This window comes from Planctobacterium marinum, from assembly GCF_036322805.1.
GTDB lineage: Bacteria > Pseudomonadota > Gammaproteobacteria > Enterobacterales > Alteromonadaceae > Planctobacterium > Planctobacterium marinum_A.
In genome coordinates this window covers 3,206,850-3,221,755 of the sequence record NZ_AP027272.1, presented here as the reverse complement: position 1 = coordinate 3,221,755, position 14,906 = coordinate 3,206,850, and the positions used below count along the sequence as shown (strand labels likewise).

8 protein-coding genes, 3 tRNA genes and 3 pseudogenes are annotated in these 14,906 nt (G+C 44.6%); 11 read left to right on the top strand and 3 right to left on the bottom strand.

Going from position 1 to position 14,906, the window contains the following annotated elements:
- Positions 1-13: 13 nt before the first annotated feature.
- From tolB to AABA75_RS14300, 5 genes are all read left to right on the top strand, one after another.
- Positions 14-1,390 (top strand): Tol-Pal system beta propeller repeat protein TolB, encoded by a 1,377-nt coding sequence (tolB, locus tag AABA75_RS14320; protein WP_338293287.1) that lies wholly within the window; start codon positions 14-16, stop codon positions 1,388-1,390.
- 44 nt (positions 1,391-1,434) lie between these two features.
- A complete protein-coding gene (gene pal, locus AABA75_RS14315) occupies positions 1,435-1,992 on the top strand; it encodes a peptidoglycan-associated lipoprotein Pal (RefSeq protein ID WP_338293286.1) in 558 nt (185 codons plus the stop codon).
- Between the two features lie 8 nt (positions 1,993-2,000).
- Positions 2,001-2,741, top strand: a complete 741-nt coding sequence (gene ybgF / locus AABA75_RS14310; protein WP_338293284.1) for a tol-pal system protein YbgF — start codon at positions 2,001-2,003, stop codon at positions 2,739-2,741.
- Between the two features lie 134 nt (positions 2,742-2,875).
- Positions 2,876-2,951: transfer RNA gene (locus tag AABA75_RS14305), tRNA-Lys, on the top strand.
- 38 nt (positions 2,952-2,989) lie between these two features.
- Positions 2,990-3,065 (top strand) — tRNA-Lys (locus tag AABA75_RS14300).
- Between the two features lie 602 nt (positions 3,066-3,667).
- On the opposite strand, the gene AABA75_RS14295 is transcribed toward AABA75_RS14300, so the two are convergent.
- Positions 3,668-4,384 (bottom strand): DUF4019 domain-containing protein, encoded by a 717-nt coding sequence (locus AABA75_RS14295; protein ID WP_338293283.1) that lies wholly within the window; start codon positions 4,382-4,384, stop codon positions 3,668-3,670.
- A 540-nt stretch (positions 4,385-4,924) separates the two neighbouring features.
- On the opposite strand from AABA75_RS14295, the gene AABA75_RS14290 reads away from it, so the two are divergent.
- The 3 genes from AABA75_RS14290 to AABA75_RS14280 all read left to right on the top strand — a co-directional run bounded on the left by AABA75_RS14290 (position 4,925) and on the right by AABA75_RS14280 (position 9,215).
- Positions 4,925-7,444, top strand: a complete 2,520-nt coding sequence (locus tag AABA75_RS14290; RefSeq protein ID WP_338293282.1) for a S8 family serine peptidase — start codon at positions 4,925-4,927, stop codon at positions 7,442-7,444.
- A 163-nt stretch (positions 7,445-7,607) separates the two neighbouring features.
- Positions 7,608-8,642 carry a quinolinate synthase NadA gene (gene nadA / locus AABA75_RS14285; RefSeq protein ID WP_338293281.1) on the top strand — a complete coding sequence of 345 codons (1,035 nt, stop codon included), beginning with the start codon at positions 7,608-7,610 and terminating at the stop codon, positions 8,640-8,642.
- Between the two features lie 482 nt (positions 8,643-9,124).
- Positions 9,125-9,215: transfer RNA gene (locus AABA75_RS14280), tRNA-Ser, on the top strand.
- A 680-nt stretch (positions 9,216-9,895) separates the two neighbouring features.
- On the opposite strand, the gene AABA75_RS14275 is transcribed toward AABA75_RS14280, so the two are convergent.
- Positions 9,896-10,909, bottom strand: coding sequence for an IS110 family transposase (locus tag AABA75_RS14275; RefSeq protein ID WP_338293280.1), 1,014 nt, complete (start codon positions 10,907-10,909; stop codon positions 9,896-9,898).
- A 728-nt stretch (positions 10,910-11,637) separates the two neighbouring features.
- Here AABA75_RS14275 and AABA75_RS21430 point away from each other — a divergent pair.
- Both AABA75_RS21430 and AABA75_RS21425 read left to right on the top strand, forming a co-directional pair.
- A pseudogene (locus AABA75_RS21430) lies at positions 11,638-12,030 on the top strand (flagellin FliC); the annotation flags it as partial.
- A gap of 657 nt (positions 12,031-12,687) precedes the next feature.
- Positions 12,688-12,951, top strand: a pseudogene (locus AABA75_RS21425) (flagellin); the annotation flags it as partial.
- A gap of 460 nt (positions 12,952-13,411) precedes the next feature.
- Here the strand turns inward: AABA75_RS21425 and AABA75_RS14265 are convergent.
- Positions 13,412-14,299 (bottom strand): hypothetical protein, encoded by an 888-nt coding sequence (locus AABA75_RS14265; protein ID WP_338293278.1) that lies wholly within the window; start codon positions 14,297-14,299, stop codon positions 13,412-13,414.
- Positions 14,300-14,679: 380 nt separating this feature from the next.
- Here AABA75_RS14265 and AABA75_RS21420 point away from each other — a divergent pair.
- Positions 14,680-14,811 (top strand): annotated as a pseudogene (locus AABA75_RS21420) (IS1595 family transposase); the annotation flags it as partial.
- Between the last annotated feature and the right edge of the window lie 95 nt (positions 14,812-14,906).

Here is a 14,906-nt window from a genome sequence, read left to right as displayed (position 1 = left end):
GACTAGAAAGATAATGAGATTTCATAAGACACTGGTAAATAGACTGAGTTTAATTTTATTGCTGGCTGCGATAGTACTATCAGGTAAGGCATACAGTGCGTTAGAGATAGTAATTACCGAAGGCATCGACTCAGCCAGACCGGTGGGAATTGTGCCATTTAAATGGAAAGGTGATGGCGTTATGCCGGGCACGTTAGCCGATGTGATTTCCGCTGACTTAATGCGCAGCGGAAAATTCAATCCGCTTTCCCAAGCAGAAATGCCTCAACTGCCTACCAGTGATGGCGAAGTAGATTACACCGCTTGGGCATCCAAAGGCGTAGAGGTCATTTTGGTAGGAACGGTAGAGCCATATTCATTAGACCGTTACCTGGTAAGCTTTGAGCTAATTGATGTGATTCGAGGTCAAATTACGGGCGGTAACGCGCGGGTGCTGAGCGCGGGTAAACTAGTGGACTCCAGAGATCACATACTCGATTCCCGGCAGATAGTGGTGGATGGCAACAAGTTTCGTCGTCATGCACATTATATTAGCGATGTCATTTATGAAGAACTTACCGGCATTAAAGGGGCATTCAGAACACGTATCGCTTATGTTACGGTAAATCGTAAAGATGGTAATAAAACGCCTTTTCAATTGGTCGTGGCTGATTACGACGGTGAAAACGAGAGTATATTATTGAAGTCGCCAGAGCCGTTGATGTCACCCTCGTGGTCACCTGATGGTAACAAACTGGTTTATGTTAGTTTTGAGAATCGTCGTCCGCAGATTTTCATGCAAGACATCTACAATCGCAGTAGAACTCGCCTGACTGATTTTGAGGGTATTAATGGCTCACCGGTTTTCTCACCGGATGGTCGCCAAATCGCCATGGTATTATCTAAAGATGGCAATACTGAAATTTATCTTTTGGATATTGCAAGTAGAGAAACCCGTAGATTGACCCGAAACAGGTATATAGATACAGAACCAAGTTGGACTCCAGACGGAAAAAGCATCATATTTACATCAGAACGGGGTGGTAAACCTCAGATTTATCGCGTAAATTTAGCATCTGGTAAAGTTCGTAGGTTAACTTTTCAGGGCGAAATGAACTTGGGTGGAACTGTCACTCCGAATGGAGAAGACATGGTGATGGTAAACCGCACTCAAGGCAACTATCATATTGCCAGACAAGATTTTAAAACCAGTACAATGCAAGTATTAACGAAGACTTATCTGGATGAGTCGCCGAGCATTGCACCCAATGGAGCTATGATTATCTACAGTACACTACATCAAGGCCAACAAGTGTTGTCATTGGTGTCCTTGGATGGTCGTTTTAAAGCAAGATTACCTGCAGCAGAAGGTGAGGTGAAATCTCCCAGTTGGTCTCCCTTTCTACTGTAACGAAGATTTTTAAATGAGATTCATAAATTATAAGGATCAAGAGGATGCAACTAAATAAAATAATCAAAGGGGTGTTCATCGCTCTACCAGTCGTCACACTCATGGCTTGTTCATCCAGCACAAGTTCATCAGACGCTGAGGCTGCGCGCAATGCGTCTAATTCCAGCGCAAGCTCTTCCGCGAGCGGTTCTGAAAACACGGGTGTTGAAGTAGGCACTGTTGTTAAAGAGAAGTCACCTGAAGAAATTCGTCAGGAGCAAAAAGAAGCTTTGATGCGCAATCAAGTTGTATACTTTGATTTTGATCGTTCAAGTGTAAACAGCGAATTTTACAGCTTATTAAATGAGCATGCCGAGTTTTTGCGCAACAACCCTTCACAGCGTGTAACTATCGAAGGTCACTGTGACAAGCGCGGTACGCCTGAGTACAATATCGCTTTGGGTGAGCGTCGTGCTAAGTCTGTTGAAACCTTCATGCAAAACGCCGGTGTTAGTGCTTCTCAAATCTCTGTAGTTTCCTACGGTGAAGAAAAGCCCGTCGCTATGGGTGACACTGAACGTGCATTCAAACAAAACCGTAGAGCGGTTTTGGTCTACAACTAAGCTAACCAATGAAATTAAACAAGGTAGTTTGTTGTTCACTGGTGCTGTGGGGGGCTTCTGCAGCAGCTCAAGCGCCAGTTGAAAACCTCAATTCTAAAAGCTTGATGGAACGTTTAACGATCCTGGAGCGTACAATATCTGCACGAAACGATGCACAACAAGTGATTCAAATTCAACTGGATGAAATGCAGTTGGAAGTGAATGAGTTACGTGGTGCCGTTGAACTTCATACCCACAAACTTGAACAAATACTGCAGCGACAGCGGGAGCTTTATCTGGAGATCGATCGTCGAGTTGAATCTCTTGCCCAAGCCCCTGTTAGATCAGCTGAAGTATCTGAGCCTGTGGTCAATGAAACACAGCTAGAGTCAGAGATGTACGATGGTGCTGTAAATCTTATTCTCAAAGAAAAGAAATACGATGAAGCCATTCCAGAGTTTCGGGCGTTCTTAAAGAGCTACCCACAATCAGAATATGCACCCAATGCACATTATTGGTTGGGGCAGTTACTGTTTAATAAGCGCGATTGGGGCGCAGCTGAACAACACTTTGAGCAGGTTGTTAAGTTCTATCCTGACTCAGGTAAACGAGCTGACTCAATATTGAAGTTGGGCGTTATTGCGCAAAAACGCTCTAATATCGCCAAAGCCACGCAATTATTTGAGCAAGTCATTGCCGAATATCCAAACGCCTCGGAAAAGCGTTTGGCTGAAACGCGTTTAAAAAATATCAGAGAAGGCGCTAATTAGTGCTGTAAATATGGTCGAATTGTGGAGATATTCATCGTTCGATCCTATTTCTGCAATATTTGTGTAATTTATCCTTGCACCTCGCCAATATTTAAGTATTATACGCCTCCGTCGCCGAGAGGCACAGAAGAAAAGGGTCGTTAGCTCAGTTGGTAGAGCAGTTGACTTTTAATCAATTGGTCGCTGGTTCGAATCCAGCACGACCCACCACTTCTTCTAAAAAATCTATCTAATACAATCTGATATGTGGGTCGTTAGCTCAGTTGGTAGAGCAGTTGACTTTTAATCAATTGGTCGCTGGTTCGAATCCAGCACGACCCACCACTTATCTCTTCCCAGCATTTGTTTACCAGTTTAGTTTCCTTACATTATTGTCACTATTCTCAGTTGTCGAATTGGTGGTTTGCTAACAAACGTCCATGTGATTCGTTCCGGCCTGCACATCCATGTGCAGTCGTTCAGGGCTAGCCGAGCTGCGGGCCCTCGCTCGTCTCGAGACGCCCTTCACCCAGCACGACCCACCACTTATCTCTTCCCAGCATTTGTTTACCAGTTTAGTTTCCTTACATTATTGTCACTATTCTCAGTTGTCGAATTGGTGGTTTGCTAACAAACGTCCATGTGATTCGTTCCGGCCTGCACATCCATGTGCAGTCGTTCAGGGCTAGCCGAGCTGCGGGCCCTCGCTCGTCTCGAGACGCCCTTCACCCAGCACGACCCACCACTTATCTCTTCCCAGCATTTGTTTACCAATTTAGTTTCCTTATATTATTGTCACTATTCTCAGTTGTCGAATTGGTGGTTTGCTAACAAATGTCCGTGTGATTCGTTCCAGGGATCAAAATTAAAGTTGTGCGAACCCGAAAAACAAGATGCAGTTTTCAGGCTCAGGAAGGGGAGGGGGAATAATGAAAGACCAGAAAGATTTATCGGATAAAATAACCTATGGGTTTCCACTCTCCACTCGCCTTACTCATGGGCAGTGTCTCAATGGAGTTGGCTTTGTTTTCAAATTTGGAATTAAAAACCAGCATGGCATATTCTCCATCCGGTAGTCCGGGTAATTGGGTCATTACATCTAGAGATTGTATGCTGCGCTTTTGGTTTTTCCCGAATACACTTCGTACCCGGCTAACGGCTTCTTGCCATTGTTGTGCTGTTACCTGACTGTGAACTAAAGCGTCAGATGCCTGCCAACCGGCAATGTAATCGCCATTATCAACCAGGCTCAGCCAATCCAGGGCGTGTTGCTGAATTAGAGCTTTTTCTGTGGAATTACTGTCATCTTGCAGGTCAAGAGTACTCGTTTCATCGCTTGTTGCGGTTGTGCCAGTTTCGGATAGCAGAGTAAGCGGTGAAATCAATACTAAACTCGCTAACACACAGGTAACGGCGATTAATGCTTTTTTGCGTTTTGTTATCGATGTAGGAGAGGCAGTAATTTCTGGCACCGACTCCATTAGATCACCGGGAATAAGTTCAAACGCCATCGCAATTGCTTTGATTGAGTCCGGTGAGCCAGAACCATTATTTTCAATGCGTTGTACAGTGCGCAAGCTTAACCCGGAAACATCAGCCAGGTGTTGCTGGCTCCAGGCTTTTTCCTTGCGATAATTTACAATTTTACTTGCGTTTATTTTCATATCCATCTTTCAGCCCTCATTGGTTAATGAGACAGAAGTCTTATTAATCAGGCCGTTTTTGTCTACGTCACTTTTACGTCAGGTTACGTCATAGCAGCTTTCCGGGCTAGTTTTTGTGGGTAAGAGCGAGATGTTTATTGTTAACGAGTATTAGCTGAAGTAACCCAATATCTTCCTGTACTGGCGTTGCATTGTGACCTTTTCAAACACTAATCCAGTCTTTTTGCGGGTTGATTCAATGCGAAGCAATCAAATGAGCATTATTCGACATAGATAAAAACGACATTTTCAAGCACTAGCACGACAGGCTAAATTTCTAAATTATTGATATTTATCACTTTAGGTTTTATTTGTCGCTGCGCTGATGAAAACTGTCGCCACTGTACTAACCCCATTTTACTCAATTGACTAGTTTAATTGCTTAACAAATGAGCATTGTTCTGGATAACCGCAATGTTTGTTCGGTATCGAGGTGAAGCATCTCGTGATTAATTATTAAAACAATAAAAAACAACAAATTAGTGACATAGGTTGAAGAAAATGGTTTCAAAATTAAAAGTAGTCTCAGCAGCAACGATGTTGGCACTGTCCAGCGGTGTGTACGCCGGTGACAAGCTAGATTTATCTCTTAACAATACCAATATGGTTCCGGCAGTGCAGAATGCCAATGGTGCATCCAAGGAGCGGGTTATCGTTAAGTTTAAGCGCGGCAAGGGAAACAGTGCCAAAGCGGCTGCCAAAGCCGCTGGCGGTGAGTTAAAAGTCGATTTGGCTAAACACGATGCATTTGCCATTGAGGTTCCCTCTGTGGCGTTGAACGGTTTGCGCAATAACCCCAATGTTGAATACATCGAGACGGATCAGGTGCGTAAGCTGTTAAATACTAATTTAGACCTGACTGAAATCGAACCTTGGGGTATCAGTCGTGTAGAGGCCGATGTTGTTTCAGATGCCTCAGCCGGTAATCAGACGGTGTGTATAATTGATTCTGGTTATGACATTACCCACAGTGATTTAAGCAATAATTTGGTATCCGGTACTAATGACTCTGGCACTGGCCAGTGGTCTACACCAGGTGGCTCTCACGGTACCCACGTTGCTGGAACAATTGCAGGTATGACAAACGGCTCTGGTGTTGTGGGGGTTGCACCAAATGGCAACGTTAATCTGCATATCATCAAGGTGTTTAATGAATCTGGTTGGGGTTATTCCTCCAGCTTAATTGCTGCCGTGGATGACTGTGTTGCTGCAGGCTCTAACATCGTTAGCATGAGTTTAGGTGGTAGCGGTAGCAGTGCCAGTGAAAGCAGTGCCTTTGAAAACTATTACAATCAAGGCGTGTTAAGTATTGCTGCTGCCGGCAACGATGGCAACACAGCACATTCGTATCCCGCATCCTATGACGCGGTGGTTTCAGTTGCGGCAGTTGACTCAGGTAACATGCACGCCAATTTCTCACAACGTACCAACCAGGTTGAGCTATCTGGACCCGGTGAAGCCGTACTCTCTAGTGTTGCCATTGGTGACGGACAGTTGGCTCAATTGAGCGTGGATGGAGTTGATTATTTTGCTAATGGCGTGGTCCCTCATTTGTTTTACAACAGCAGCTTGTCTTTTGCGGCATCAGGTAATGACGGTTCGGTTTCTGGCATTTTAGGTGTATGTAGCACTTCTGGCACCAGTTATTCCTGTGGTGATATGACCGGAAAGATCTGTCTGGTAGAACGTGCAGAGAATCAGGCCGACAATACCACCTCCACTGAAAACAATTATCCAGAGTATCGCGCAGCGAATGCCTGTGCTGATGCCAATGCAGCAGGTATTGTTATATACAGTAACGCCGCCAGACCTGGCTTGCAGGCGCCATTTTTGGTGGACTTTGACGCCAAGATTGAAGGAGTACCGACAGCATCAGTTGACCGTGCGACTGGCCTGGAGTTAGCCACTAAAGCCGGGCTAAGTGCAAGCTTATCTAAAGCGGGTAATCAAGATTGGGATTACTACAATGGCACCTCCATGGCGACGCCCCACGTAAGTGCGGTAGCGGCTTTGGTTTGGTCGTATCACCCCACCTGTAGTGCCGCGGAAATTCGCTCTGCTTTGGCCGCAGCAGCAGAAGATCTCGATACTGCAGGCCGTGATAACAAAACCGGATACGGCCTGGTTAAAACTCAAGCCACTATCGATTATTTAACCACAAACGGTTGTACTGGCGGTGGTCCAGCTCCTTCTGAGCCAACGGAATTGACCAATGGTGTCACTGAGTCAGGTTTAAGTGGTGCCGCCAGTGACGAGCTTGAATACCTGATCAACGTTCCTTCTGGTGCGTCTGACCTCGTGTTTAATATGTCAGGTGGAACGGGGGATGCGGATCTGTACGTGAGATTTGGTGCCCAGCCCACCACGACAACTTATGATTGCCGTCCTTATGCATCAGGTAATACAGAAGAGTGTTCTTTTGCCGCACCTCAAACCGGCACTTACTACGCAACGGTCATTGGCTATAGTAGCTTCTCGGGTGTAGACCTGGTGGCTGGTTACAATACTGGTGCACCGAATGAAGCGCCATTGGCTTCGTTTACTTATGCCTGTACGGATCTTGGTTGTAACTTTGATGCCAGCGGCAGTAGCGATACTGACGGCAGTGTTGTGTCTTATAGCTGGAGTTTCGGCGATGGTAGTAATGGCAGTGGTCAGAATACCTCAAATAACTACAGTGCTGCAGGAAGCTATACGGTTACTCTTACAGTGACAGATGACGATGGCGCCACTGATTCAACATCGCAAACAGTGACGGTAACAGAGCCTGTCTCCAGTGCTATCAATCTATCTTTGAGCACCAGCAAATCTAAAGGTACCAAGTATGTCGATCTTAGCTGGAGTGGAGCGAACGGCAGTAATGTTGACGTGTATCGCACCAGACGAGGTACTACCAGCATGGTAACCACAGCTAATGATGGTGCCTTTACCGACTCATTCGGTGGCGGTGGCGGTGCTACTTACAAAGTCTGTGAGGAAGGCACAAACAACTGCTCTGATGAAGCTACGGCGGTATTTTAAAATTTTAATATTGCCCATAATATTTGTGTGAAGCGGCCGAATGGCCGCTTTTTTGATCTTAAATACCGTTACTGCTGTTTTATTAGACAGAATTAACTTTAATTATTTCTTTGTTAAAGTATAATTTCGCGCCCAATTTTTGATTAAGTGAGTTTAGGGTTGCATGAACCAACCAGCTAAAATTGATATCGATTATTCTTTTCCTGTGAAGCCACCCGTATTGACTGCGGTGCAGCAGCAAGAGTACAAGCAACGCATCAAGTCTTTGCTGAAAGAGAAGAATGCGGTGTTAATAGCGCATTATTACACTGATCCGGAAATCCAGGCGTTGGCAGAGGAAAGCGGTGGTTTTATTTCTGACTCGCTGGAAATGGCGCGATTTGGTAAAAATGCAGAGCAAGACACACTAATCGTCGCGGGCGTAAAATTCATGGGCGAAACCGCTAAAATATTGAGCCCGGAAAAAACCGTTCTGATGCCAACGCTAGATGCCACCTGCTCATTGGACCTGGGTTGTCCCATTAAAGAATTCGATGAGTTTTGTTCAGCACACCCCGACAGAACTGTTGTGGTCTACGCCAACACTTCGGCTGCTGTTAAAGCTCGAGCAGATTGGGTGGTCACCTCCAGTATTGCCCTGGAAGTTGTTGAGCACCTGGACAGCCAAGGTGAAAAAATCCTCTGGGGTCCTGATCGTCACCTTGGTAACTATATCGCCAAGCAAACCGGTGCAGATATGCTGATGTGGCAAGGGGAGTGTATCGTTCACGATGAGTTCTCTGCTAAAGCCTTGTTAGATATGAAAAAGGTATACCCTGATGCGGCGATTTTGGTACACCCTGAATCACCTGCCAGTGTGGTTGAGATGGCGGACGCCGTTGGCTCCACGTCACAACTGATTAAAGCGGCACAAGAGTTACCCAACCAGCAGTTGATTGTTGCCACCGACAAAGGCATTTTTTACAAGATGCAGCAGCTTGCTCCAGGTAAAACCTTCATTGAAGCCCCAACAGGCGGCAACGGTGCTACCTGCAGAAGTTGTGCCCATTGCCCGTGGATGGCGATGAATGGTTTAGGTGCGATTGAGAACGCGTTAACCGATACCTCTGGTCACGAAATTTTTGTGGATGAGGCCTTGCGTGAAAAAGCCTTGATCCCACTAAACAGAATGTTGAATTTTAAAGCCAATATGGCGTAATTGACGAGCAATTACTCAGTTAGTCAATTAATTGCAGATTAGGGCTTGATTCGCCAATACGAAAACCCTAATATACGCGACCTGTTTGAGGCCCGGCCTTAGAACAAGAGAATTCCAACTTGATGACAAAATGCAATTTGTCAGATAGAACAAGTTAATAGGTGAGATGGCTGAGCTGGCTGACTAATTTGTCTGGAACAAATTAGACCATGCGAAGCATGGCCCGAAGGGCGAAGGCAGGATGCCGGAGTAACGTGCTCGAGTAGTGCGCCGACATTTAGACTGCAGCGAAGTTTAAATGTCAAAGAGAACAAGTTAATAGGTGAGATGGCTGAGCTGGCTGACTAATTTGTCTGGAACAAATTAGACCATGCGAAGCATGGCCCGAAGGGCGAAGGCAGGATGCCGGAGTAACGCGCACGGGTAGTGCGCCGACATTTAGATTACACCGAAGTTTAAATGTCAAAATGTACAAGTTAATAGGTGAGATGGCTGAGCTGGCTGAAGGCGCACGCCTGGAAAGTGTGTTTAGGTTAACCCCTAACGAGGGTTCGAATCCCTCTCTCACCGCCATATAAACAAAAAGGCCCCGCTCGAAAGAGCGGGGCCTTTTTGTTTATATGCTGCTGTAAGGATTCCTAACCCGAAGGGTTCGACCAGATTGCCGGGAGCAATCTGGAACGTCGCTTGCGACGGCCCGAAGGGCGGAATACAGGGACGTATTCCGTAATCCCTTTTACGATTTATGAAGACAAATCCAATAATCCCAATCACCCAATGCGGGTTTTTTCGTATATGGCGGTGAGAGAGTATGTGGTGAGAACCCTTCGGTTCGACTGGATTGTTGGGAACAATCCAGAACATCGGAGGAACGACGATGGCCTGAAAGGTGAGGGCAGGGATAGCCCGAGTACAAAATCGTCTGGAACGATTTTGGAGATCGCTTGCGATGGTCGCGAAGCGACCGCAGATTTTTGCTCCTGCAAAATCTACATTCTTTACATATATGTACACCTCGACTCTGTCTAGCTTTTTTAGGCTAGACAGCTTGTTTATCCTCTATCTGTTTAACTGGTTAAGCTGCTTACGTATATCCGGCCTGTTTATTAGTTTCTCTGAACTATGGCCCTAATGAGAACCGCGCCTCTGTTGCTAATCGTCCTTTCGAACTTAATGTTTCTATGTAATTACCAGCATTCACAGAGGTCGGTTTAACCTGTTAAATCATTACCTTTCTAGCTTTATAGATAGGGTTATACAGTTTTGTATTCTGTTTCGTTGACTAACATTGACCAGATTATTCGAGCCAATTTGTTAGCTATGGCGACCACCGCTTTGTGTTTGCCTCTACGCTCTGAGACTTTTTGAGCCCAGTTTGATAAGCGATCATCACTTTGTTTGGCATAACGTAAGACACTCCATGCACCCTGGATGAGTAATCGCCTGATATACTGGTTACCTCTTTTAGTGATGCCGTTAATCTGTTGCTTGCCACCACTTGAATGCTCTTTGGGGACTAAACCTAAGTTCGCCGCGAAGTGTCGTCCATTTTTAAAATGCTTACCGTCACCAGCATTTGCTTTGACTGCCGTTGCTGTGATTGTCGAAACGCCTTTAATCTGAGTAAGCCTCTGGCAATCTTTGTCTGACTTCACCTGCGTAACCATTAATGAATCAATATCATTTAAGCGCTCTTCCATCTCTCGCCATTCTTGTCGAATGCTAGCGACTAATTGCCTGATACCTGGTGTTAAATCGTTTTCTGTATCTTCCAGTATGTCCGGTAACTGTTTTTTTAATGCTTTATCACCTGGCGCGAGGACAATGCCATATTCGTTCAATAATCCACGTAACTGATTTGTTAATCTTGTCTTTTGGTTCACCCAGCGACTTCTTACTTTGTGCAACATTGAGGATTCCGTTTGCTCCAGGCTCCTTGGTTTTACAAAATACATGTTTGGTCTGACCGCCGCTTCGGTAATTGCAAATGCATCGTTCCTGTCGTTCTTATTACCTTTAACAAAAGGTTTAACGTGAACAGGTGGAATGAGCCTGATTTCAAATTTCAGCGTTTCTAATTTCCGGCCCCAATAATTCGAACCTGAACATGCTTCCATGGCGATAGTGGCGTCTGGGTAGTCCAACAAAAATGACAATAACTTATTTCGTTTTAGTGCTCTGTTAAATACTGGTTTTCCAGCTTGGTTAACTCCACACACCTGCAAAATATTCTTTGCTAAATCGATTCCAATTAAACATACTTTCATTTGAGCACCTCTTGTGATTTATATTGAATCGTCAAATCAATATTGGCGCATTACGACGCCGTTTGCACTTGAGGTGTTCATCTCATCATCCATGTAGATCGAATACAGGACGTATTTTACAATCCCTCTCGCTGCCTGCATGTTCCCAACGCAGTTTATTAGTGGTTTTTATTCCGTAATCCCCGGTGCGGTAATGAAGATAACTCAACAATCCCAATCACCCAATGCGGGTTTTTTGTATAAGGCGGTGTAAGGATTCCTAACCCGAAGGGGCAACCAGATTGCCGGGAGCAATGCAGAACCAGAATGTGTCAGATCACAGCACCGCGGGTTTTTGAGTCTACACAACAACACGCTAACCGTCCCGCAATTCGAATTCAGGTCACCCTTGTATGACTCATGTGGAAAACTTAGATCTGCGGATAAGGCTCTCCAATTCCGGGGTATGAACAACGACTTGGCTACGCTACTGTGCAACACAAAAAGCAAGGTAAATAAAGCATTTATTATCACAAGTATCGGTTTTTTATTTTGGCCTCTCATGCATTTTGGGAAAAACAATCGTTTTATTCAGTTAAATACGATTAACATCCAAATTTAGCTACAGTTATCTGCACAATTGCCGAAATGTTCTATGTCAAAGTAGTAAGTTTCTGATTGTTATTATAAAAGCAACAGTGGCGAATTATTGCTCAATAGGGAAAAAGAAATAAAGACTATCAAGGGCAATGGGACTCTTCGTTAATACAAATATTAGTTCACTGAATGCACAGCGACAGCTATTTAATCTAGGCAATCAGGAAAGCACCTCTTTCGAACGTTTAAGCTCAGGTTTAATAATCAACCGTGCGGCAGATGATGCTGCGGGACTGAGAATATCCGAACGGCTAACGTCACAGGTGAATGGTCTTCAGCAAGGAATACGCAACGCAAACGATGGCATTTCATTGGTGCAAACTTTTGAGGGCGCACTGGATGAAACTGCAAATAATTTGCAGCGGCTTAGGCAACTTACCGTTCAGGCGGGCAATGGCGTGTACAGTGACGCCGATAGAAACGCACTTCAGGAAGAAGCACAGGAATTGAAGCGAGAAATAGAGCGAATAGCTGCAACGACCACTTTTGGGGGAACCAGTGCACAATCTTTGGGGTTGTTGGGGCTTTACAGCCGTAGTTTTCAGGTAGGTGCAAATGCCGGGCAATCCGTAGACGTAGATTTAACCCAGAATAACAGTGCTGGCTTTGGCATAGGCGGGCTTGGCTTGCAAGGTTTGGATGTCTCCACAGGCCAGAGCGGTGCTGCCATTGTCAGCAATGAACTCACTTCGTTCATGGGGGGAACAACTTTAACAGATGCAGAACTTGCAGCTCTTGATAATCCTGAGCTCACTATACGAGAAACTAGAGACCAAGCTGAAGTTATCGCAGACGTTGGTGCACTCGCTCCCGGTACATACAACTTCGGGGTTTCAAGTAACTGGGGGAATAACTTTACAGAAGTCACGGTTGAGGTAACGGGTAACCAAAGCGCAGACGCTGATGCGATAATCGCTGCAATCAACGCTGAACTAGGTCAGGATTTGCTCGAGCTTAGCGGCAGTAATCGAATCGTTACCGGAGATTACGAAGTCGCAAGTTTCTCAACACTAGACCGGGATATAAATTCCCGAATTTTAATTGCTGGCAGAACAGATAACCCATCAAATGCAGTTAGCAGTTCCATTGGTGAAGTAGGACTTGGCGATATTTACGATGAAACTGGTATCAGGGGAAATGCTTTAGATACCATTGACGACGCCCTGGAGCGACTCAATAGCGCGCGAGCTGAACTCGGTGCTACTCAAAATAGATTTCAATCTACGCTGCGCAATGTCACTAACGTGGTGGAAAATTTAAGTGCGTCGCGAAGCAGAATTATGGACGCAGATTTTGCTGTAGAAACCGCACTGCTCACTAAAAATCAAATCGTTCAACAAGCGAGTACGAGTATACTCTCTCAGGCAAACCAAAGGTCACAATTAGCCTTGTCTCTACTGGGTTAAACCTGAGGATATCCATAACGCATTATTGGTAAGTTATTTGAGTACATTCTGAACCGTGCTGGCCCAATCAATAAAGGGGGTTATGTCTCGGTACTTCAATTCCACAATGATGCACAGTTTTTGGCTGACATGTCGAAGATAGTGACTTTTGAAGGGAATTGCAGATTTTCGTGAGACTCAGACGTCAGACTGGCAATCGAATATTATGTGGTGGCCCAAGAGAAGCCATTGCCACCCGAGTGTTCTCCATGCCATAAATGTCTCTTTGACGCTAAGCAGGGGAGTATTTCGACACAACACTCCGGCAGGTTATTTGTGCTAGCCCAATCTTGAAGTTTCGAATAAATTTTTAATCTTGGAGTTAATCGCGATTATGTAGCCTGTTACGCCTTATGATTGCGCCTGCATTATTGCAACAGGCGCAATCGAATGGACTTTGTCTTTTAAAATGACAATGCGGTTAGAATACATTTGAAGAGATAAACCCGGTTTCCTCCTTCAACACCTTAAGTCGTTGGGCACCCACGTCTGAGACCTTAAGTGCTTCCTCTTTTAGCCAATTTTCAAACTGAACCAACATTTTACGCCCCGCACTTTGTCTTGATATAACTTTAGCGACGGAGATCGCGACAGGAACACCGCCAAAAATGCCGCCGATAATCAAAGTACCAGTACCGCCTGGTCCTGAAAAAAGAAAAGGCAAATGCGATACGCCAATAATCCAACATAAGTGCCACCACCCGATAGAATTACTGTGCACTATCTTGAAGAGTTCCTCTGAAGGTACAGTTTCGAAATTTATATTTTGACCAGTATCGGTGTCTTTATGGTAGACAAAAATCGTAGGTTGGGTTTCGTCGTTCCACTGTTCACCAAATGGCGTACCGTCTTCAATAACACCTTTTTCTTCGTGCTGACTTTTCTTGTGATGTAGCCAACCAAGGCTGACGATTTGACCTTTTGCTAATTTATTTAATCCTCTGTTGATTAACCTAAACTTCTTACGCTCACCAGCAGCGTCTTTAACTGTCAGGTAATCGTAATGGGTGGTGATGGTTCGAACGTCAACGTCTTTCACATAATTATTACCACGACGGTCTGTGCCTATTTTTTTATTTACGACGTTTCTGCTTGATTTGTCCTTTTCATGTTCTTCAATAACATAGTGACCCCACTTAATCTGGATAGTCTCTTTTTTCCCCTTTCCCTTACTGTTGTAATATTTGACGTGAGGCAAGCTTTTTTTGATGGATTGTATCGCCTCAAAAATACCTTTTTTGATCACCTTTGCCATTGCGGCTTGTTGTAGTTCTTGCTGCACCAAATCACTTATTGCGCCAGATTGCATTATGACTTCCTCCACACTATTGCAATGGCAATGAAGGTAGTCTGATAGACAGGTTAGCGACATCTACGTAATTAGAAATAATATCCGTAAGCCTGTTTAACGGTTTATTTTTAAAAAGTAATAAAAAAAATTACGGTTTTTTGATAAAAGTGCGTGGCTTGAATAAATGGCATTAAACACCTAATTTTAACGTCGGCATAAACAATCTGGTTACGAGAGTCACTAGAGTATGACTCAATCAATAACTAGTACTTTAGTTAATTTTCTGAGCAGAATGGATAAATTAGAGGGCTGAGACTTATGAAAAGTATCTGCGGGTGATGAGTAAAGTAAAAACTAATAATGAGGGCGCTGTTTACGATTATTAAGATCTGGCAAAGCTTGAGCATCCGCTCTTCAATTGGGTAAACACGATTATTGGGAATATTAAAAAATCGTTGAGAGGGGCTGCCACGCTATTGCATCAAAACACCTTTCCCGTCATCCGGAGAGATATTGTTTCAGGTCAATTAACAGAATTAACCTACGAATACTAGTGTCCGCGTTGCCGAAGGTTTCAGTTAACAAGCCAACTATGCTTTTGAAGCTAGCTGAGCTCAGTGGGTAA